This window comes from Enterobacter cloacae complex sp. IR5441 (assembly GCF_049238215.1).
Taxonomy (GTDB): domain Bacteria; phylum Pseudomonadota; class Gammaproteobacteria; order Enterobacterales; family Enterobacteriaceae; genus Enterobacter; species Enterobacter hormaechei_C.
The window spans coordinates 281,362-302,498 of record NZ_JBMKIA010000001.1 but is presented as its reverse complement, the minus strand read 5'-3'; the positions used below and the strand labels follow the sequence as shown (position 1 = coordinate 302,498).

Annotated in this window: 16 protein-coding genes; 9 read left to right on the top strand and 7 right to left on the bottom strand. The window is 55.6% G+C overall.

Translation table 11 applies throughout. The features are described from left to right. Positions 1–11: 11 nt before the first annotated feature. Positions 12–1,796 (bottom strand): hybrid sensor histidine kinase/response regulator, encoded by a 1,785-nt coding sequence (locus ACOTX5_RS01420; protein WP_045910777.1) that lies wholly within the window; start codon positions 1,794–1,796, stop codon positions 12–14. Further along, positions 1,793–2,425 carry a LuxR C-terminal-related transcriptional regulator gene (locus ACOTX5_RS01415; RefSeq protein WP_017382736.1) on the bottom strand — a complete coding sequence of 211 codons (633 nt, stop codon included), beginning with the start codon at positions 2,423–2,425 and terminating at the stop codon, positions 1,793–1,795. Before ACOTX5_RS01415 ends, ACOTX5_RS01420 begins: the two co-directional genes overlap by 4 nt. A gap of 175 nt (positions 2,426–2,600) precedes the next feature. On the opposite strand from ACOTX5_RS01415, the gene ACOTX5_RS01410 reads away from it, so the two are divergent. Continuing rightward, complete coding sequence (locus tag ACOTX5_RS01410; RefSeq protein WP_017382737.1) at positions 2,601–2,915, top strand: lipoprotein; 315 nt, start codon at positions 2,601–2,603, stop codon at positions 2,913–2,915. 116 nt (positions 2,916–3,031) lie between these two features. Next, positions 3,032–6,064, top strand: coding sequence for an autotransporter outer membrane beta-barrel domain-containing protein (locus tag ACOTX5_RS01405; RefSeq protein WP_045343986.1), 3,033 nt, complete (start codon positions 3,032–3,034; stop codon positions 6,062–6,064). A gap of 61 nt (positions 6,065–6,125) precedes the next feature. Here the strand turns inward: ACOTX5_RS01405 and ACOTX5_RS01400 are convergent, their stop codons facing one another. Next, positions 6,126–6,653 (bottom strand): helix-turn-helix transcriptional regulator, encoded by a 528-nt coding sequence (locus tag ACOTX5_RS01400; RefSeq protein ID WP_045324834.1) that lies wholly within the window; start codon positions 6,651–6,653, stop codon positions 6,126–6,128. A 668-nt stretch (positions 6,654–7,321) separates the two neighbouring features. Here ACOTX5_RS01400 and pgaA point away from each other — a divergent pair. From pgaA to pgaD, 4 genes are read left to right on the top strand one after another with little or no spacing between them, the layout of a single operon-like run. After that, positions 7,322–9,760, top strand: coding sequence for a poly-beta-1,6 N-acetyl-D-glucosamine export porin PgaA (pgaA, locus tag ACOTX5_RS01395; protein WP_045910778.1), 2,439 nt, complete (start codon positions 7,322–7,324; stop codon positions 9,758–9,760). Positions 9,761–9,768: 8 nt separating this feature from the next. After that, entirely contained in the window at positions 9,769–11,706 is a 1,938-nt protein-coding gene (gene pgaB / locus ACOTX5_RS01390) for a poly-beta-1,6-N-acetyl-D-glucosamine N-deacetylase PgaB (RefSeq protein WP_039269771.1), read from the top strand. Continuing rightward, entirely contained in the window at positions 11,699–13,030 is a 1,332-nt protein-coding gene (pgaC, locus tag ACOTX5_RS01385) for a poly-beta-1,6-N-acetyl-D-glucosamine synthase (protein WP_015571860.1), read from the top strand. Before pgaB ends, pgaC begins: the two co-directional genes overlap by 8 nt. Further along, positions 13,027–13,461, top strand: coding sequence for a poly-beta-1,6-N-acetyl-D-glucosamine biosynthesis protein PgaD (gene pgaD, locus ACOTX5_RS01380; protein WP_015571861.1), 435 nt, complete (start codon positions 13,027–13,029; stop codon positions 13,459–13,461). The genes pgaC and pgaD overlap by 4 nt, the downstream gene beginning before the upstream one ends. Before the next feature lie 52 nt (positions 13,462–13,513). Here the strand turns inward: pgaD and gss are convergent, their stop codons facing one another. Then, a complete protein-coding gene (gss, locus tag ACOTX5_RS01375; protein WP_039269769.1) occupies positions 13,514–15,376 on the bottom strand; it encodes a bifunctional glutathionylspermidine amidase/synthase in 1,863 nt (620 codons plus the stop codon). Positions 15,377–15,558: 182 nt separating this feature from the next. On the opposite strand from gss, the gene yghU reads away from it, so the two are divergent. Together yghU and fucR are read left to right on the top strand one after the other, a co-directional pair. Further along, entirely contained in the window at positions 15,559–16,425 is an 867-nt protein-coding gene (gene yghU, locus ACOTX5_RS01370) for a glutathione-dependent disulfide-bond oxidoreductase (protein ID WP_003862465.1), read from the top strand. Positions 16,426–16,501: 76 nt separating this feature from the next. Continuing rightward, entirely contained in the window at positions 16,502–17,263 is a 762-nt protein-coding gene (gene fucR / locus ACOTX5_RS01365) for an L-fucose operon activator (protein ID WP_015571863.1), read from the top strand. Here fucR and ACOTX5_RS01360 read toward each other — a convergent pair. After that, complete coding sequence (locus tag ACOTX5_RS01360) at positions 17,253–18,800, bottom strand: methyl-accepting chemotaxis protein (RefSeq protein WP_045910779.1); 1,548 nt, start codon at positions 18,798–18,800, stop codon at positions 17,253–17,255. The genes fucR and ACOTX5_RS01360 overlap by 11 nt on opposite strands. Before the next feature lie 151 nt (positions 18,801–18,951). On the opposite strand from ACOTX5_RS01360, the gene ACOTX5_RS01355 reads away from it, so the two are divergent. After that, entirely contained in the window at positions 18,952–19,992 is a 1,041-nt protein-coding gene (locus ACOTX5_RS01355) for an aldo/keto reductase (RefSeq protein WP_045343997.1), read from the top strand. Between the two features lie 72 nt (positions 19,993–20,064). Here the strand turns inward: ACOTX5_RS01355 and ACOTX5_RS01350 are convergent, their stop codons facing one another. After that, entirely contained in the window at positions 20,065–20,553 is a 489-nt protein-coding gene (locus tag ACOTX5_RS01350; protein ID WP_045910780.1) for a TIGR00645 family protein, read from the bottom strand. A 43-nt stretch (positions 20,554–20,596) separates the two neighbouring features. Further along, positions 20,597–21,100 carry an ESA_00282 family adhesion-associated protein gene (locus tag ACOTX5_RS01345; protein WP_015571866.1) on the bottom strand — a complete coding sequence of 168 codons (504 nt, stop codon included), beginning with the start codon at positions 21,098–21,100 and terminating at the stop codon, positions 20,597–20,599. Positions 21,101–21,137: the final 37 nt, after the last annotated feature.

The window sequence follows — 21,137 nt, the reverse complement described above, 5'->3', positions numbered from 1 at the left end:
TCTGCATTCCCTTAACGACACCCCGACCACTGCGTCAGCAGCGCATGCAGTTTAGCCGGCTCAAGAGGCTTGCGAAGCACCAGGTAACCCTCCTGCTCCGCCTCCAGCAGAACCGGAGAATTAAATTCGCCGCTGACTATCGCGCCGCTCATATCCGGCAGACGTTCAAAAAGCGCTTTCAGGATATCGAAGCCGCTTTCGCCCGATCGCAGACGCTGGTCGCACAGCACGGCGAACGGCGTAAAGCCGTCGTCGATTATGGCAAACGCTTCTTCAGCCGAGGCCGCACAGCGTACGTCGATTCCCCAGACGCTCATCAGGCTCTCCCAGGCAGACGTCACCAGCGGGTCGTCATCAACGACCAGGCAGGAACCGTGCAGCGGCGCATAGCGTACCGGCGTGGCGGTGTTGTCAGCGGCGGGCGGGGTGTCCAGCACGCTATCTTCGCCAGCATATTGGATAAAGCGCATCCAGAAGCGTGAGCCTTTACCTTCAATGGATTGCATTCCGTATTTCACCTTCATCAGCTTGGCACAACGGGCAACGACGGCCAGTCCCAGCCCGTGCCCGGCGCTGTCGATCTTCCATGCCAGCTCGGGGCGGTAGTAAGGTGAGAAGATTTTGCCCTTCTCTTCATCGGCGATACCGACTCCCGTGTCCCACACCTCCACCATACACTCGTCACCGCGCGGTCGGATGGCGACCAGCACCCCGCCCTGGAGCGTGTAGCGAAGGGCGTTTTGAATCAGGTTAATCAGGGACTGTCGCACCAGCAGCGGATCGCCCATCACGTCGATACGGCGTTTAGGCCGCCGGATGCACAGCCTAAGCGCGCGGCTGTTGGCCTCTTCACGAAACAGCGTGATGACCGAGTCGAGCAGAGCACCGATATCCACTTTGGTCGGGGCAGAGAGGACATTCCCGGATTCTATTTTGCTCAGATCGAGCAGAGAATTGAGCATTAAATGCACCGAGCGAACGCTCTGCTGAAGGTCAAGGAGTTGCGGCGTCAGGCTGTCGTCCCGGTTTCGGTGGAGGATGGCTTCGATCAGAAAGCCCATTGCGTGTACGGGCTGGCGCAGATCGTGACTGGCGGTGGTCAGAAACTGATTTTTATCCAGCAGTGCCTGCTCCGCGTCCTCTTTGGCCTGACGAAACTGTTCCGCAAGGCGTGAGCTTTTTTCCTCAAGCAGCGCTTGCTGAATAAAGAACGCATGGGAAGTTAACGCATGGCGGTAAATCGCGAAGCCGTAAAGCAGATTCAGCATGAGCACGATGAACATCAACTCATCCAGCCGCCAGATAATACCGAGGTTCAGCACCCCCCAGGAGGCGAAGAAAAAACGCGTAAAGGTACTGATGACAGGCGTCAGATGCGTCGCATTGGCGGCGACGATGGCGGCAATGCTGATATTAAGTAACAGGAAAAAGTCAAAATTCTGCGTCTGTGGCGTAATTAAATAGAGTGATGAAATTCCCAGCCCGTGAATAAAGGCAATATTATTAATACGCGGAAGCCAGCGTCGCAGAACGTCCCTTTCACCGTTTTCTTTCGCTTCACGCTGATAGCGTCGGTGCAATATTCGTATCGCCACGGCACATAGCAGATAAATAATTATCCAGATAATCGTCGGGCCGAGTTCATCCCCAAGCATATAAATCCAGATGGCGAAAGGAATACCAACAAAGGGTACCGCACTAAAGCTGAATACCAGCCGCAGAAAGGTGTTGTTTAGCAAACGGATCTGCGCCGGAGCAGAGATACCATCATTTTGTAAGCTCTGAAAAAACCTCATTCCGACGGTTCCTGCTTGCCATGCAGAAGCGTGATGGCTTCGACCCGGCTGTTAACGCCTATCTTTTTCAATATATTGCTGATGTGTTCTTTGACCGTGGGCTCAGAAATTGAAAGCTGGGCGGCGATGCGTTTATTTGGCAGGCCGCGCATAATCATATTTAACACGTCTATTTGTCGCGGCGTTAAGTTAAATTTACTTAACTTCTCATTATTCGTCTTAACGGAAATTTCGTTTCCCTCAGGAAACCAGGTCTGATTATCAGTGAGTGCGAAAACGGCCCGCGAGAACATCTCAGGTGGCTCGCTTTTCAATACAAAACCGTGTCCCCCGGCGGCATTAACTTTGCGCCAGATATCATTATTGTCATCCCCGCTGACCACCAGGAGTCGTACCTGTGGGTAAAGTTGCTTTACTTCTTTAAGTAATTTCAGGGCCGTTCCGGAAGAGAGCCAAAAATCGATTACCAGCAAACGTGGCGGGCCATGATCCCTAATTTGGCGGTAGCAATCATCCTCATTCGTCACCACACACGCCTGCTTAAAATGGCAATGTGTAATCAGAAAATTGGCGATGCCGCTTGCTACCAATGGATGGTCATCAACGACTAACGCATAATTCTGTCCCAAAGGAGCCTCCTTTTACCTTCGCATATCTTAGAGTACAGATGAATTATTATCTACCCACCCTACTTTAGGAGGGTTTTTTCGATTAGGAAAGAGAAATATATTATTCGCTGATTTGGGTAAAAGAAAACATAAATACAATCAGTGAAATTAACTGGTTGGATATCAAGGATAATTTATGAAAAAACCACTCATCGTTTTAACCGTTACGTTGATGCTAGCCGGTTGTTCCACGTTGAAAACCGATCAGGCTATTCCACTCCTACAGGCGGAGACCGCTAAAATGCTGGGACTGGGCTCATCGGATGAAATAACCGTATCCAACGTTAATGGCGCCCAGCCGGACGCACTGGGAGGACAAAAACTCTCTTATCGCGCCACGACAGAAAAAGGGCGTATTTTCGATTGCTCATCGATGATGATGCCGGGAATTTTAGGATCTGCACCGACGCTGAGCGCGCCAACCTGTACACCAGTTGTCACACATAAATAATTAGCACCGCATTAAAAGGCGTACTGAAATAACGCCTTTTACGTTATCTGACGTATCTGAGTTTTCATATAAAAACGATGTTCCTGACATCATGCTAATGAGTACGGAGATAGCCCGTGAATAACTCTACATCACATTCTTTAGCGGTTAAGACACCGCTTTCCAGACTTTACCTCGCTCTATTTTCCGCGCCGCTGTTACTTTTTTTACCTGCCGATGTCGCGCGTGCAGCCGATGCCTTTTTTGATGGCGAGTCGCGTATTACCGAAACGCTGGGTTACACCGGAGATGTTTATGTTGGACGTAACCAACGCGGAAACCTGCTGATCGATAATGGCAAAATCACCGCCTATAACATCAATATCGGTCGGCTGTTCGACGGCAAAATTTATGAAAGCGTGGTCACGGTCCGTGGGCCAGACGCTGAGCTTAACGCGGTGAACGATCGGTACGTCCTTCGCGGCGACCTGAATCTTGGCCTCGGCACCCTGCGAGTCGAAGAGGGCGCGCTGGCGAGCGCAAAGGAGATCGTTGTCGGCACCACCCGCGGCTACGACAGCCACCTAATCGCCACGGGTGCCGGCTCTCGTGTGACCAGTAATTTTCTCAGTGTAGGCACCGATCTGGGCGCACGCTCCACGCTTGCGATTGAAGACGGCGCGTCGCTCAGCACCGCTTACGATGCGCGCATCGGCAACGGTACCGGGCCGGGTGAAACCGACACGCTGAGCCCGAAAGCCACCGTCACGGGGAGCGGGTCACAGTGGAACGTTGGCCGTACGTTGACGCTATATGGCGACCTGGATGTGCTGAACGGCGGAACGGTTAACGTTGGCGGCGTGCAGGTGGCGGGCGTCTCCGGCGCAGGGAAAACTGCCGAACTGGTTATTGCAGGCAAGGACTCGCGCTTTACCAGCGGCAGCAGCGTGAGCGTGGGCGATTACGGCAATGGCGTGCTGTCTGTGATTGACGGCGGTTCATTTTCCGCTGGCAGCAATGCGCTGATCGTGGGGACATCGGGTTCCGGCTCGAACCGGGGTGCGCTCATCATCGGCAGCCGCGGCAATATGGACACCGGCACGGGTTTAACTGAGCCAACGCTTGGCACGGCGGGCGGCGCAGGTACCCTCGATGCGAAGACGGCAATCAGCCTTCGTGGCGGACTGTTCGGCAGCTATGTCTACTTCAACCATACCGACGGAAATTACCTCTTCAGCAACACGATGAGCGGTGAAGGTGATGTGATCAACACCTCCGGGCAGACGACGCTGAACGGCGATCTTTCGGCACTCAAGGCGAACGTAACCGCGCGGGGCGGTAAAGTCATCCTTGCCAGCAATATTAATACCCAGCCAGAAGACGATATCTTTGACGTCCAGACCCTTAGCGCGGAGAACGGCGGCACGTTGATCCTCAACGCGACGGCGGGTTCAGACGTCAGCAACGGGGTGGGTTATAGCAGCGCCGCGTCAATCAAGTCCGGCGGCACGCTGGGCGGCAACGGGACGCTGGGCCAGACCGAGATCCTGTCCGGCGGACATATCTCGCCCGGCGACGGCAATATCGGTACGTTGACGCTGAAACGCTATCTGAACTTTATCGGCGAATCCTTCTATGACGTCGATATCGCAGGAGATGGCCGCAGCGACCAGCTACTGGTATCGGGCAAAACCACCATCAGCAATCAGGCTAAGGTACAGGTCACCGCGCTGGATCCGCAAACCAGCTATAAAACGGGCCAAAGCTACCGCATTTTGACCTCCGACGGGGGAATCGACGGTGAGTTCGCCGGAGCGATCTCCAAATCCGCATTCCTCGACGTGGCGCTTAAGCAAAGCACCAATGCCGTCGATCTGACCATCGCGCAGAAAGAGACCGGTGGCGAGAATCCTGGAGGAGAAAACCCCGGAGGCGAAAACCCTGGCGGTGAGAATCCTGGCGGTGAAAACCCCGGAGGCGAAAATCCTGGTGGTGAAAACCCGGGCGGTGAGAATCCTGGCGGTGAAAACCCGGGCAGCGGCAAGCCGGGCATTTTCCAGACCGTGGCCCAAAGCAGCAACCAGTGGAATACCGCTGGCGCGCTCTCCACGCTGACGCAAAGCGGCCCGTCGCTGGCGCTGTATAACTCGCTGCTTCTGCTAAGCGCACCGGAAGCGCGCGAGGCGTTCAACCAGCTTTCTGGTGAAGTTTATCCGTCAATGCAGTCCAACCTGATCGCTGGCAGCACGCAGGTGTTTAACGTGTTAAACCAGCGGATGCAGCGCGCGTTTGATAACGACAGCCTGCCGATACCACCGTTAGCCATGTCGCTGGTGCAGCAGCCGGAGCCGCAAAACAATGGCGTCTGGGGCCAGACCTTCAGCTCCTGGAGCCGAAACAGCGGCGACGGTAACGTGGGCAAGCTGGACGGCAACACCACCGGCTTCCTGCTGGGGGCAGATCGCAAACTGGCGGACCATAACGTGCGTGTCGGCGGCTACTTCGGCTACAGCCGGGGTGATTATGACGTCGACAGCCGTCGCTCCTCAACGGATACCGACAACTATCACCTTGGTCTGTATGCGGCGGGTCAACAGGATGCGTTCTCCCTTCGCGGCGCGCTGGGTTACACCTGGCACAAGATCGAAGGCGAGCGCAATGTTGATTTCAGCGGCTTCTCGGATCGGCTGAAGTCAGATTACGACGCGAACTCCCTGCTGGCGTTCACCGAAGCGGGCTACCGTTTCGGCCAGCCAGACAGGAATATTGAGCCGTTCGTCAATTTATCGTACATCCGGCTGCATACCGACAGCTTCAGGGAAGACGGCGGTGCCGCTGCGCTGAGCGTCCGTAACGAAACGATGAACACCTTCTATACGACACTCGGGTTGCGCGGTGTGACCGAGTTGCCGAAGCACGTTAACCTCTACGGTTCGTTGGGCTGGCAGCACGCCTATGGCGATAAGAATACCTCTTCGCGCATGGCGTTTGCGGGCAGCGACGCGTTCATTACTCAGGGACAGGCCGTGGATGAGGATGTGATGGTCGGTGATATCGGCGTGAGCGTACAGCTGTCGCGTGCTGCGACGCTGGATGTGGGTTACCAGGGACAATATGGTGCGGATACCCGCGTCAACTCTGTTAACGCCAATCTGCGCTGGTCGTTCTGAATTATTTCCATTAAAAGAACCCGCCCTCGTGGCGGGTTTCTGCTTTTGGCTTCTGACGAAGCTAGGGATCGTTCCCAACCACGTCCAGCAGTTTGTTTTTAAAGATAAACAAACACGCCTCGTTGAAGTTACCTGCTCCTAACCGCTCCGACAGCACCGTTCGCTTGCGATAGAGGCTTTTAACCGACATATTCAGCTTATCTGCAATCTCTTCCATTGACCTCCCTGCCTTCAGCAACCTGATCATTATCGCTTCGTGTCGACTCAGCCGTAAGTTAAGCAGCCATTTGGTTGTCAGACGCCTGCCTTTCATATCAAGCACCAGATTGAATAACGACGCCATATCCGGAGCCGTAAGCGACGTGTTCATAAACAGCTTCATACTGAGAAGATCCTCCTCTCGAGGACGCATATCCAGCATAACGCAGCAGATCGTTTTTCTCGTTCTGGCCGGATGGCGTATCAGGTAATCATATAAACGGAGCGGCGTACGGCTATCAATCAGTACAGTATATTCATTTGCGTCGGTATCAAATATGTTTCTGTCTATCGAACTGAGGCAAATTATATCCGGGAAAAATAGCCGCATCCCCCTGACAAGGAAACAATCCTGAGTCACTAACACTATTGAAGTCGCCACTAACCATCCCTTTTAGATTAAAGCAAGCCCGCCTCTTAAGAAACAAGAACGCTTTCGTTTATAGCGTTTTACATTAACGGCAAATGTTTTCTGGCTTTGATCATCCCTCAATATGACATTGGTGAGCTAGACTTTTTGTAGACTATCACTCAATGCCTGGCGTTAATTATAAATAAAAAAGAATTTCAGAAAAGTCACTTCTCTGAACATTAAGAATTTTTGTCATGAAACTTCCCAAACATGCACCAGAAAGTACTTTAATTAACTCAGCAGAACTTCATTTCTAATATAAAAAAACAGGAAGCAGCAAAAGAAAAAACATTTAACATCAATCAGTTAAAAAGAACAATCCTGCACTGAATTATCTAAAAAACTTACTTCTTCCAGAATTATCTCAAAACCTCCCAGCCGCTTTTCAACTTATTTATCCCCCAACATATCGGGTGTACATTAAGCCCAATCAGACCACTGAGATGAGGGCTCATAATTACCTTTAAGTAAGTACCCCATAACGTAGCATCATTCAGATTTAATGTTCTCCTTTATGCCCTTTAACACAGAGTTAAAAGGCGGCCGTGTTATGCAATGGATTCACGATAAACAAATGGCAAATAGATATGGAAAGATCGCTTAGCTTCACTACGTTATTCTTTTATCGCACCACAATATTATTGCTCCTGCTTTTACTCTTTCCTGTTCTGGTTCAGGCTGATGAATCCGTTTATGAGCATCAGATACAACAGGCACGTAACGGTAATTACGCTCTGTTTCTTGATTACCTACAGCGCTATGAGCAACAGCATGCTTTAACACCCGGACAGGTTGCGGACTGGTTACAGGTAGCCTCCTGGGCAGGACGCGATGATGAGGTTATCCGGGTCTGGCAGCGTTATGGTATTTATATGCCGCTGCCCGCTCGCGCCATCGCTGCTGTCGCCCAGTCCAGAAGAAACCAAAAAGCCTGGCCATCCGCCTTATCGCTGTGGAAAGAGGCGCTCAGCCTTGCGCCAGATAACGACGATTACCGCATCGGCTATGTTAAGACCCTGGCCGATGCCCGCAGAGATCGCCTCGCGCTTTCGGAAGCCCGGCAGCTGGTTAAGGACGATCCTTCTCCCGCGCACCTTGAGACGCTCTCCTATGTCTGGATGCGCCAGGGAAAAAACGGGGACCGGCTGCTGGCGGACATGCGTGCACTGAACGCCGCTCCCGAGAATAATGCCCTTCTTCGCGAGACGATCGATGCGTTAACGGAAAACCGGGTAAGCACGCCTGCACTCTGGCTGTCGCAAAGCGCGGCGATGTCTCCCGCGGAGCGCCGCCGCCTTGAGCGTAACGCCGCGGCTGAAAGGGTACGCCTGGCGGATGTGCCTGGCAGAACGGAGAAAGAGCGCCTGCGGCTGGCACAAAACGCGTTAGATCGCTATCACACCCTGCTTTCCCGCTGGCAAAACGAACCGCAGGCGGCTGAAGACGTCGTCCTTGCCCGTATCGATCGGCTTGGCGCCCTGTATGCGCAGGGTAATTACCGGCAGGTCATTAGCGAATATGAGGCGTTGACGGCCGCACAGCATCCGGTACCGGACTGGGCCATCGGCTGGGTGATCTCGGCATATTTGCAGGAGAAAAACACCGTCGCCGCCTTCTCGCTTGTGCAACGCTATCCACACTACGCCTCCGATCCGCAGGATGAGGAGCATGCGCTTTTCTACGCCTGGCTGGATACGGGGCAGTATCAGACCGCCCGCCGCTACGTTGAGCGCGAGACTCGCAGCGTTCCCTGGACCCGCTACGATTTCGGATCCCCGACCGCTCAGCCGAACGATCGGTGGCTCACCGGACAGTCTCTCAAACTTAACTATTTGCTGGCGACCAACGCCCTGCCGGAGGCCGAAAAGCTGTCGTATCGTCTGGCATCAACGGCGCCGGGAAATCAGGGGTTACAGATTGATTATGCCGCCCTGCTTCAGGCCAGAGGCCTGCCGCGCGCGGCCGAGCAAAAGCTTAAACGAGCAGAGGTGCTTGAACCCGCGAATCTGGAGCTTGAAAAACAGCAGGCTTACGTCGCAATGGACCTTCAGGAGTGGCGTCAGATGGATTTACTGGCTGATGACGTGATTGCTCGCGCCCCCGCCGATCGCAGCGCCCGTCGCCTGGACAGGCTCAGAGCGGTCCACCACATGTCTGAGCTGCGTCTGAACGCGGGTAAAGGATTGCACTCAGATAACCCCGTCAGCGGTAGCCACGACATGAGCTGGGACGCCACGCTCTATGGCCCGCCCGTGGCGGATAACTGGCGGCTGTTTGCCGGCGCCCGCTATGCCCAGGGGAATTTCGACGAAGGTAAAGGCATCAGCCGCCACCTGTTGGGCGGCGTTGAGTGGCGCCCACGTGACCTCACGCTCGAAGCCGAGCTCTCCAGCAACCGCTATCACGGCACAAACAGGCCGGGCGCACGGCTCTCAACAACCTACAGCCTGAGTGATAACTGGCAGGTCAGCGGTAACCTCGAACACTTGTCACGTGCGACACCCTTACGGGCATTACGCAATGGGATCAGCGCCAACCGGGGTGAAGGTGGGGTGCGCTGGTATCAAAACGAGCGACGTGAATACCAGTTCAACGCCGCCGTCAGCCGCTTCTCGGACCACAACCGCCGTCAGGAATACACCCTCTCCGGGAAAGAGCGTCTCTGGCAGACCCCGACCCTGACGCTGGATCTCGAACCGGGGATCGCCGCCAGTAAAAACAGCCTGCGGAATACGCTCTATTACAACCCGGCACGGGATCTGTCCGTGACGGCTGCCCTGTCCGTTGACCATGAGATGTACCGCCACTACGACACCCTCTGGAGCCAGCAGTTCGTGGCAGGAGGGGGCAGCTACTGGCAGAAAAATCAGTCCGCGGGTGCCGTTACCCTGCTGGGTTACGGGCAACGCATCCAGTGGAACAACGTTGTCGATACTGGCGTGATGCTGAACTGGGATAAGCGCCCTTACGACGGCAAACGCGAGAGCAATCTCTCCGTCACGTTAGATGCGACTTTACGCTTTTAAGGATGAATATGCTGAACACACGTTTTTCTGTAAGCCTGATCGTCATCGGCTGGCTCTGCCTCAGCGCGAGCCTCTGCGCGCAGCCGCTCTCCTTTATGGCCCCTGAAAAGAGGCCGCAGCTGGAGGCCAGCAAACCCTGGCCGGAGAATCAGTTTCTGGTCCTGGCCTACCACGACGTTGAAGATGATGCCGCCGATCAGCGCTACCTCTCCGTTCGCACCAGCGCGTTAAACGAGCAGATAAGCTGGCTTTTGCACAACGGCTATCACGCCATCAGCGTGCAGGACATTCTGGATGCGCATGAAGGGAAAAAAGCGCTGCCGCCGAAAGCCGTTTTGCTCAGCTTTGACGACGGCTACAGCAGCTTTTACACCCGGGTCTGGCCTCTGCTTCAGGCCTGGAACGTTCCTGCGCTGTGGGCGCCGGTGGGCAGTTGGGTGGATACGCCGGCAAATCAAAAAGTTAACTTCGGCGGTCTGATGACGCCCCGCGATCGCTTTGCCACCTGGGATATGGTTCGCGAGCTCAGCCAGTCCCCGCTGATTGAGATTGGCTCGCATACCTGGGCCTCGCATTACGGCATTCCGGCCAACCCGCAGGGAAGCCGTGAACCCGCCATCGCCAACCGTTTTTTCGATAACGCGACGGGGCATTACGAAACCGATGAACACTTCAACCAGCGGATCGCCGCAGACGTACGCAAAGTCACCGATAAAATCACCCAGGTGACGGGAAAAGCGCCGCGTGCCTGGGTGTGGCCCTATGGGGCTGCCAACGGTACGTCGCTCGCTATCGCCCAGAAACAGGGCTATCAGTTGGCCTTTACCCTGGAAGACGGGCTGGGAAACGTGCGCGACCTCGGCAACATCCCGCGCCTGCTGATCGCTGGAAATCCGTCGATAAAAACCTTTGCCAACACGGTTAGCCGCGTTCAGGAGTTTGACCCGGTGCGCGTCATGCATGTCGATCTCGATTACGTCTACGATCCCGATCCGGCCCAGCAGACGAAAAACATCAACAAACTCGTCCAGCGGGTCTACGACATGAAAATCAGCCATGTGTTTCTCCAGGCGTTTTCGGATCCGCGGGGCGACGGCAGGATCGATGCGCTCTATTTCCCCAACCGTCGGCTCCCGGTCCGGGCCGATCTCTTTAATTTTGTCGCCTGGCAGCTACAAACCCGCGCGGGAGTGAAAGTCTTCGCGTGGATGCCGGTTCTCTCTTTCGATCTCAGTCCAGCCTTGCCGCGCGTGCAGCGCCGGGATCGTCAAACGGGAGCGTTGACCGTGGCCGCCGAGCCCTATATCAGGCTCTCCCCCTGGAGTCCGCAGGTTCGCCAGCAGGTAACGGAGATCTATGAAGATCTGGCCCGCTATGCCAGCTTCAATGGCATCTTATTTCATGACGACGCGGTGCTGACGGACGTTGACGATGCCGGACAGGACACGACCCGGCAGAAGAGTCAGCGGCTTATCGGCTTTACCCGCACCCTGAGCCAGGCGGTGAAAAACATCCGTGGCCCGCAGATCAAAACCGCGCGGAACATGTTCGTGTTACCCATTCTCGAGCCGGAAAGCGAGGCATGGTTTGCGCAAAATCTGGATGATTTTCTGGCGGCCTACGACTGGACGGTGCCGATGGCAATGCCGCTGATGGAGTCCGTCCCGGCAGAAGAGAGCAATGCCTGGCTGACGCGTTTAGTCAAAGCCGTCGCCGCACGCCCCGGCGCGCTGAATAAAACGATTTTTGAGCTACAGGCCAGGGACTGGGCGCAGAAACCGCAGCGTGCCGTAGCCGATGAACGTCTGGTGGAGTGGATGCGGGTGCTCCAGCTGAACGGCATCAAAAATTACGGTTATTACCCCGACGACTTCCTCAACAACCAACCTGATATTTCGCGTATCAGGCCTGAATTTTCTTCGTACTGGTATCCTGACAATGACTGATCGCATTATCGCCTTCTCTATTTTGTGTCTGGTATTCGGGTTGCCGTTAGGCGTAGCCGCGCTGTTTACCGGCGAACTGATTCTGGACTTTGTCTTTTTCTGGCCGCTTTTTATGTCCGTGCTCTGGGTAACCGGCGGCCTCTATTTCTGGTTTCAGCTTGAACGGCACTGGTCGTGGGATAACGCAACACCCGCCCCCGCCTTAGCCGGTGAGCCGTTAATCTCGATTCTTATTCCCTGCTTCAATGAGGAACGCAACGCACGGGAGACCATTAGCGCCGCGCTGGGTCAGCGGTACTGGAATGTGGAAGTTATCGCCATCAACGACGGTTCTTCTGATAACACGGCGGAGGTACTGCAACAGCTGGCGCGAGAGCAACCGCGCCTGCGGGTGATTAATCTCGCGGAGAACCAGGGGAAAGCCGTGGCGCTCAAGGCCGGCGCTGCGGCGGCCCGGGGCGATTTGCTGGTCTGCATTGACGGCGACGCCCTGCTCGACCGCGACACCGCGGCGTATCTGGTGGCACCGCTGATTCAGTATCCCCACGTTGGGGCCGTCACCGGGAATCCGCGTATTCGCACGCGCTCAACGCTGATTGGCCGCATTCAGGTGGGCGAGTTTTCTTCCATTATTGGCCTTATCAAGCGAACGCAGCGGATCTATGGCCGGGTCTTTACCGTCTCCGGCGTCATCGCCGCCTTTCGCCGACAGGCGCTGGCGGATGTCGGGTACTGGAGCCCGGACATGATCACAGAGGATATCGACATAAGCTGGAAGCTTCAGCTTCGCCACTGGGATATCTTTTTCGAGCCGCGGGCACTGTGCTGGATCCTGATGCCGGAGACGCTAAAGGGGCTGTGGAAACAGCGTCTGCGCTGGGCGCAGGGGGGTGCAGAGGTGTTTCTGGTTAACCTGCGCAAGATGGCCCGCTGGGAGCATCATCGCATGTGGCCCCTGTTTCTTGAGTACGCGCTATCAACGCTGTGGGCGTTTGCCTATGGGGCGACCGTGGTGTTGTTCATTCTCAGCCATATTATCCCTCTTCCCGCGAACCTGGCCGTTGCGAGCCTGTTTCCACCGGCGTTTACCGGGCTGCTGCTGGGCGTGATGTGCCTGCTGCAATTCCTCGTCAGTTTGTATATCGAGCGGCGCTACGAGCGGAAAGTGGCAGGCTCGCTGTTCTGGGTAATCTGGTTCCCGATGGTGTACTGGATGATTGGCCTGTTTACCACCCTTGTGGCATTTCCGAAAGTCATGCTTAAACGTAAACGCGCCCGCGCGCGCTGGATCAGTCCGGACCGGGGTAAAGGGAGCATTCAATGAACGAGAATACGTTAATTTTGACTGAACATCGGCTGGCACCGCGTCTTTTCGATGCCGCATTAACGCTGATAGCCTGGGGAGGATTCCTGTTTTTCCTTTACGCCAGGCTGTGGATGCAGTTAACCGAGGAGGGCGATCACCGCTGGAGCGTGATTATCGCCTCTTTTAATACGGTGCTGGTCTATCTGCTGATTGCCGCGTTCAACGGCTGGCTGCTGATCCTGTGGTATCAGTACAATCGCCGCCGCGCGCATGTGAGGCGGCGTCATCCGGAAATGTTGCGCCATGACGAGCTTGCCCAAAGTTTTAACGTCACGCCGCAAATTATGTCCGAGATGAGCCAGTACAACCTGCTGACGGTTTACCATGACCAGATTGGCCGGATCATTGATTTGAAGATCAGCGAGCAGCAGGAAGAGGAAGAGCAGTAATGAAACGCCCCCGCAACATGCCCTGCGGGGGCGTTTTTATAACAGGGAGACGCTATTTATCTTTCACCACAATCAGCGGTTCAATATCGCTCTCTTTCTTCACCACCAGCGAGTCATCCCCGCGCAGACAGGTTCCGCCATAGTTCCCGCCCACGGTAAAAGTGCAGACCTGAATGTATCTGCCGTCAACCTTCGGCAGGCACCATAGCTGCTGGTAGATATTTTTGCGGTCAACAAACTTGCCGCTGGACTGGTCCAGCAGTTCGTCCTGGGCGCCGATCAGATCGATATTGCTCCCGCAGCGTCCGGCGATCGGTTTAACGGCATAACCGGTCCGTTTGAGCAGATCGTTGACCTCAAAATCGGTATCCAGCAGGTAACGGTGGTTCGGGAACAGCTGCCACAGCACCGGCAGGATCGCCTTGTTACCTGGGATCACCGTCCACAGCGGTTCAAAGACCAGCACTTCCGGGCGCAGCAGGACGTCAATCAGGCGCACTTCACCTTGCGGGTGACCGGTGCGGATAGGCACGGCGGCGTACTCGGTTTCGCTCACCTCGCGGATCTGCTCAATCGCCGTTTCCCACGCCCAGGTTTTCCATACGCAGTTGACGTGACGGCCTTCATCATCAATCAGTTGCCCGGCGGCATCCCAGCTCAGCGCCCCCAGTCCATGCAGGATTTTGGTTTCAAACCCGGCCTGGATCAGCGAGCGCTGAATAAAGAGCGCGTGGTAATCCTCTTCGATATCGTTGTCCTGCATGATATGGACGAACGGCCGCGCGTGGCTGTGCTTCCATGCGCCGGTCAGCTCCTCCAGCAAGCCTTCCGCCGGATTGTGGCCGGTGCCGCGATAGCCGTTTTTCACCCACTCTTCAAGAATGAGCCCGCCCTCGGTATGGCAGGAGGCGGAATCCGCGTTGTACTCGTAAACCTTGATGCCGCGATCATCCATGCAGAAATCCATACGACCGGTGATCATATGGTGACGACGCCACTGCCATGAAAGACGCAGACGCGGCCAGAGAATTTTCGGGATGTCGAAAAGCGCGAGTAAGCTGTCGTCTTTCAGCACCTTGTCGGTGGCATGAAGGTACATCAGATGCAGTTCGTTGGTGGCTTTGATCAGCTCCTGCTCGGCGCTTTCGGTAATGGTAAAGTACTGGCAGGGATCGTTGTTGATAACGTGGCCGTTGGCGCGAACGTACGCCTGTTGCAGGGCGTCGTTTTCATTGAGCCATTTTCCGTCGAACTGACGGTTGTTCTTCAACCGCGCGCCGCTGATTTTCAGCAGTTCACCGTCGATCTCCGGCTGAGGAATACTGTGTTCCGTCTCCTCCGTCTGGATCATCCAGCCGAGGATCTCGGTATCGTTGAACGTGTCATGAAGCGTATAGCAACCGTCCTCCACGCTCAGACGCAGCTCGCGCGTCCACTGCTGCCCCATCGGCAGCGGGGAGTGAATAACGTTCTGCTCGGCAATGCGCACTCTGTCATCCAGCAGCTGGGTAATGACGGCGACGTGGCCGGTCTCATGAAACTCACCGCCCTTTTGCCAGATGAGCAGCGCACCGGCCTGCGGCGCGCGTTTCGAGCCATTAGCAAAGGCCTGTAGCGGCAAAATATTGTCGTTTACCACCTGGCGCAAAAAACGCAGGGAGAAGATCTCCCACGCCATCCCGACGTCGGTAAAAACAAACCCGTGATTGAGAAACAGGAAACGGCGCGCAAACTCAACGCACTGCCATTTATGGCCCATGTATTCGTTGCCGATATAGCTGCGAAATTCCGCGTCTTCCGGGTAGTGACGCGGATCGAGACTGCCGTAATTTGAAGAGTAAATCGCCACGCCACCCGGCGCATAACCTAATAACGTCCCGAAGGGTGCGTCACTGCTTAACGTTCCTTTACGCATGTGTCCAACCTAAGACAGGCAGGCGGCAATTTTTTGTGGGGTTGTCGTCGTCTGCACGTTGTAATTAACTGACAGAGGTGGCGTTATCATACACCCGCCCTGCCCATTACGCTCGCATCGTTAAACGGTTCCTGCATCTCCTGCTACACTGCCTCAACACAACACCAAAAAGGCAGGCCAACATGTCAGATAACACCTATCAGCCACCGAAAGTGTGGGAATGGAAACAGAATAACGGCGGCGCGTTCGCCAATATCAACCGTCCCGTCTCGGGCGCGACGCACGAGAAAGAGCTACCTGTGGGCGCGCACCCGCTCCAGCTGTACTCTCTCGGTACGCCGAATGGACAGAAAGTTACCATCATGCTGGAAGAGCTGCTGGCGCTGGGCGTGACGGGCGCGGAATACGACGCATGGTTGATCCGCATTGGTGAGGGCGATCAGTTCTCCAGCGGTTTTGTCGACGTGAACCCGAACTCGAAGATCCCGGCCCTGCGTGACCACTCCACCACCCCGCCGACGCGCGTCTTTGAATCCGGCAATATCCTGCTCTACCTGGCCGAGAAATTTGGTCACTTCCTGCCAAAAGATCCGGCAGGACGAACGGAAACCCTGAACTGGCTGTTCTGGTTACAGGGCGCGGCCCCGTTCCTCGGCGGCGGTTTTGGCCACTTCTATAACTACGCACCGGTGAAGATTGAGTACGCTATCGATCGCTTCACCATGGAAGCTAAACGCCTGTTCGACGTGCTGGACAAACAGCTGGCGCGCGGTCGTTACGTAGCGGGTGAGGAATATACCATTGCGGATATGGCAGTCTGGCCATGGTTTGGCTGCGTGGCGCTGGGCAGCGTGTATAACGCCGCCGAGTTCCTGGATGCCGGGAAGTACACCAACGTGCAGCGCTGGGCAAAAGATGTGGCGAATCGTCCGGCCGTTAAACGCGGGCGCATTGTTAACCGTACCAACGGCGAGCTGAACGAGCAGTTACATGAGCGTCATTCAGCAAGCGACTTCGATACCCAGACGGAAGATAAACGTCAGGGTTGATCCATGACCGGGCGGTTCGCCGCCCTTCTTCCGCGATGAGAAAAATGCGTCAGCACGCGTGCGCAAGGAGCCTCGTATGTCAGACCAGACGCTAAAAGCGACCCGACAGCAGAGTCTTATCACCTTGCTGAGTAAAAGCGACTGGCTGACTACCGATGTGCTGGCTGAAAAGCTCTCCGTCAGCAAAGAGACCATCCGCCGGGATCTGAAGTCGTTGCAGCAGCAGGGGAAGCTTCTGCGCCAGCACGGGCGCGCGCGTCTGATTCATCCGGACAGCCGCGACAGCGGTGAACCCTTTGGCGCACGCCTGAAAAGCCATTATGCCGACAAAGCCGATATTGCCCGCCACGCGCTGGGCTGGATCAGCGAAGGGATGACCATCGCCCTCGACGCCAGCTCAACCTGCTTTCATCTGGCGCGCCAGTTGCCGGACATCGACCTCACCGTATTTACCAACAGTCTGCCTATCTGCCACGAGATGGCAAAGCGCGAGCGGATCACGCTTATCTGCTCCGGCGGAACGCTTGAGCGTAAGTATCGCTGCTATGTTAACCCGGCGCTGGTGACGCAGCTAAAAGGGCTGGAGATCGATCTGTTCATCTTCTCGTGTGAAGGGGTCGATGAGCATGGCGTCCTTTGGGATCCGTCCGAGCACAACGCGGGCTTTAAGGCGCTGCTGTTAAACCGCGCCAGCCAGTCGCTGCTGCTGATCGACAAAAGTAAATTTATGCGGGCAAGTGAAGTGAAAATTGGTCAGCTGTCGCAGGTGACACAGATTATTCAGAGCGATAAACGTCAGGCCGCCAGAGACGGCCTGACACGAGAGGTTACGCGGTGAGACGGAATTTCTGCACTGAGCGCTGGAGTTCTTCGGTCTGCCGTTCAAGTGCGGCGGCGGCGGCGGAAACCTGCTCCACCAGCGAGGCGTTCTGCTGGGTCACGCCGTCCATCTGCGTGATGGCAACGCCGACCTGAGAAATACCTTTGCTCTGCTCCTCTGACGCGGTGGCGATCTGCTTCATAATGACGGTCACTTCCGTCACGTCGCGCAGGATCGCTTCCATCGTGGTGCCGGTATCGTTCACCAGCTGCGCCCCCTGCTCCACGCGGGCAACGGAATCTGCAATCAACCCTTCGATCTCTTTTGCCGCATTCGCGCTGCGGCTGGCCAGATTACGCACCTCACCCGCCACGACCGCAAAGCCCCGCCCCTGCTCCCCGGCCCGGGCCGCTTCCACCGCGGCGTTCAGCGCCAGAATATTGGTCTGGAAGGCGATGCTGTTGATGACGGTAGTGATTTCAGCGATTTTTTTCGAGCTGTCCGAAATGCCGCTCATGGTTGTGACCACATCTTCCACCAGCGAGCCGCCGCGGCTGGCCGTACTGGAGGCGACATCCGCAAGCTGGCTGGCCTGGCGCGCGCTTTCGGCGTTCAGCTTCACCGTTGCGGTTAGCTGCTCCATGCTGGCCGCGGTCTCTTCCAGCGCGGCGGCCTGCTCTTCGGTACGCGAAGAGAGATCGTTATTCCCGCTGGAGATCTCCGTAGCCCCGCGCCAGATATTCTCGCTGCCGGAACGAATCGTGCTGACCGCTTCCCGCAGGCTGTCCTGCATGGCGCTCAGCAGCGGCACCAGTTGCCCCACGCAGTTGCGGCCAAAGGATTCAATCGGCTGGCTGAGATCGCCCTGCGCAATCTGGCGGAACTGCTGACGGATACGATCCAGCGGTTTTACCAGTATCGCCACCAGGTAGCGGTCGGTGAACAGCAGGATCAACAGACCCACGATCGTGGCGGTGATAATCACCGTCCGGGTCATGCTGGTGAGGCCGTCGACCACCACCCGCGTGCTGTCGAGCGCCTTCGCCGCGGTGTTGTTAAAGTTCTCAGCCGCTGACCCGAATGCACGGCTTAGCGGCGGCGTGACGTTGTTGGCATGCTGACGATAGCCTTCGAGCGTCGCCTGCTTCGCCTGCGCCATCTGCGGCGTCACGCCACGCTCGAGCAGCGCCTGCCAGGTGGAAATCACCTGCGCAGACACCTTTTCATCCATCGGGCCCGGAGAGATAGCTTTCATCTCTGCCAGCTTTTTACTCATGTTATCCAGCGCCTGCTGAGCAGGAGCCAGGTCCGGCGTGCCGCCCGCCGCTTTAACTTCCATCGCCCGGCTCAGGCGGGTGACGAAACGGAAATACTGATCGTTGCCCTGGCTCAGCACCGTCATTTGCCGGACCAGCTGGCGGTCAACATCATTACCATCAGAAACACGAGACAGAGACCAGGTGCTGTAAAGCCCCACGCCTGCCCACATGACACAAAAGATCCCCAGTATCGTCAGCATGACGAAACGGATGGTGAAATTACGAAGCATCTTCATTGAGTATTCCTTGCCGTGAGGGTGAATTCGCCCAGAGGCGAGTACTACCCTCTTTATCGGAAGATACCGCAGAAAATATACTTTTTTGTTATCGAGTCGGCATAGAATGAAAACGTTGTTTCGAAAATTCACCGACAAGAAAGGAGACATCATGTCCTGGCACCCTTACACCGGCCGATACGAAAACATGCAGTACCGATACTGCGGCAAAAGCGGCCTGCGCTTACCGGCACTGTCGCTAGGCCTGTGGCACAGCTTCGGTCACGTTCAGCCGCTCGATTCCCAGCGCTCGCTGCTGCGTAAGGCCTTCGATCTCGGTATTACCCACTTTGACCTTGCCAACAACTACGGCCCCCCACCGGGCAGCGCTGAAGAGAATTTTGGCCGTCTGCTGCGGGAGGATTTTGCCGGGTATCGTGACGAGCTGATCATCTCCACCAAAGCGGGCTACGACATGTGGCCAGGGCCGTATGGTTCGGGCGGTTCACGTAAATACCTGCTCGCCAGCCTCGACCAGAGCCTGAAACGCATGGGTGTGGAGTATGTGGATATTTTCTATTCTCACCGCGTAGACGAAAACACGCCAATGGAAGAGACCGCCTCCGCGCTGGCGCACGCGGTGCAGAGCGGAAAAGCGCTGTACGTCGGCATTTCGTCCTACTCCACGGAACGCACGGCGGTAATGGCCGAATTGCTGCGCGAGTGGAAGATCCCGCTTTTGATCCACCAGCCGTCTTACAACCTGCTTAACCGCTGGGTCGACAAGACCGGCCTGCTGGACGCGCTGGAGAAAAACGGAACGGGCTGTATCGCCTTTACCCCGCTGGCACAGGGCCTGCTCACCGGAAAATACCTGAACGGTATTCCGGACGGTTCACGTATGCAACGCGAAGGGAAAAAAGTGCGCGGCCTGACGGAGAAAATGCTGACGGAAGCCAACCTGAGCAGCCTTCGTTTGCTGAACGAGATGGCGCACGCGCGCGGGCAGACGATGGCGCAGATGGCGCTAAGCTGGCTGTTGAAAGATGAGCGTGTAACGTCGGTGCTGATTGGCGCGAGCCGCCCGGAGCAGCTGGAAGAGAACGTTCAGGCGCTGAATAACCTGCGCTTTAGCGAAGATGAACTGACGCGGATTGACCAGCACGTTGCGGATGGTGAGCTGAATTTGTGGCAGGCGTCGTCGGATAAATAAATAGTGCGGCCTGCTGCCCTCACCCCGGCCCTCTCCCACAGGGAGAGGGTTAGGGTGAGGGGCATGGTGAATTTATTTCTTACTGATCTTATCCAGATACCCCATCACAAACGCCGACAGCACAAACGTCAGGTGGATAATCACATACCACATCAGCTTATTATCCGGGACGTTTTTCGCGTTCATAAAGACGCGTAACAGGTGTATAGACGAAATCGCCACAATCGACGCCGCGACTTTATTCTTCAGCGATGAGGCATCCATTTTCCCCAGCCAGTTGAGCTTTTCTTTGTGCTCGGCGATATCAAGCTGAGAGACGAAATTCTCATAACCGGAGAACATCACCATCACCAGTAACCCCCCCACCAGCGTCATATCCACCAGCGACAGCAGAACCAGAATCAAATCGGCTTCTGCCACGGAGAAAATGTTTGGCAGGACGTGAAATATCTCCTGGAAGAACTTGATCGTCAGGGCGACCAACGCCAGGGAGAGACCAAAATAGACGGGTGCGAGCAGCCAGCGAGAGGCATACATTGCGTTTTCAAAGAAGCGTTCCATAAAATCCTGTCTGCAAACGAAACCAGCGCTCAGTATATCTCAACTATACCTCGTTGGGATCCACATCCGGACGCGCATACTCCGGCCAGACCAGCGCGACCAGTTCCGGGTAGGCTTCCAGGCTAAACTCGCGAAAACACTGGCGCAGATTTAATACGTCTAAATCGGAGTACGACACCTTCTCGCCATTCAGACAGCGCTTTTTGATATTGTCGTAATATTTATAAACCGCCGAATTAAGGTCGCTACAACGGCGCTGCGCGTCGAACAGGCCGGGCGTATCATTAATTTCAGCCATTTTCATTCGCTTAATTGTCGCATGGAGAAAATCGATATATTCGTGATTTACCCGCCAGTACCAGACCGGCGTCACGGCGTTCATCAATACGGAGAAATGATCTTCCCCCTCCTCTTTCGACATCAATTCAGGCTGCGGCGGTTCACTGGCGTCTTTTGACGCTTTCGTTTTATTTAACGCTTGCATCAATAAAAGCACGCCAGCGGTCAGTAATAGTAACGTTATGACCGTAAAGAAAATGCTGTTCATGGGTAGGCTCCATTTTTTTTGATTTTAAAATTGCCTC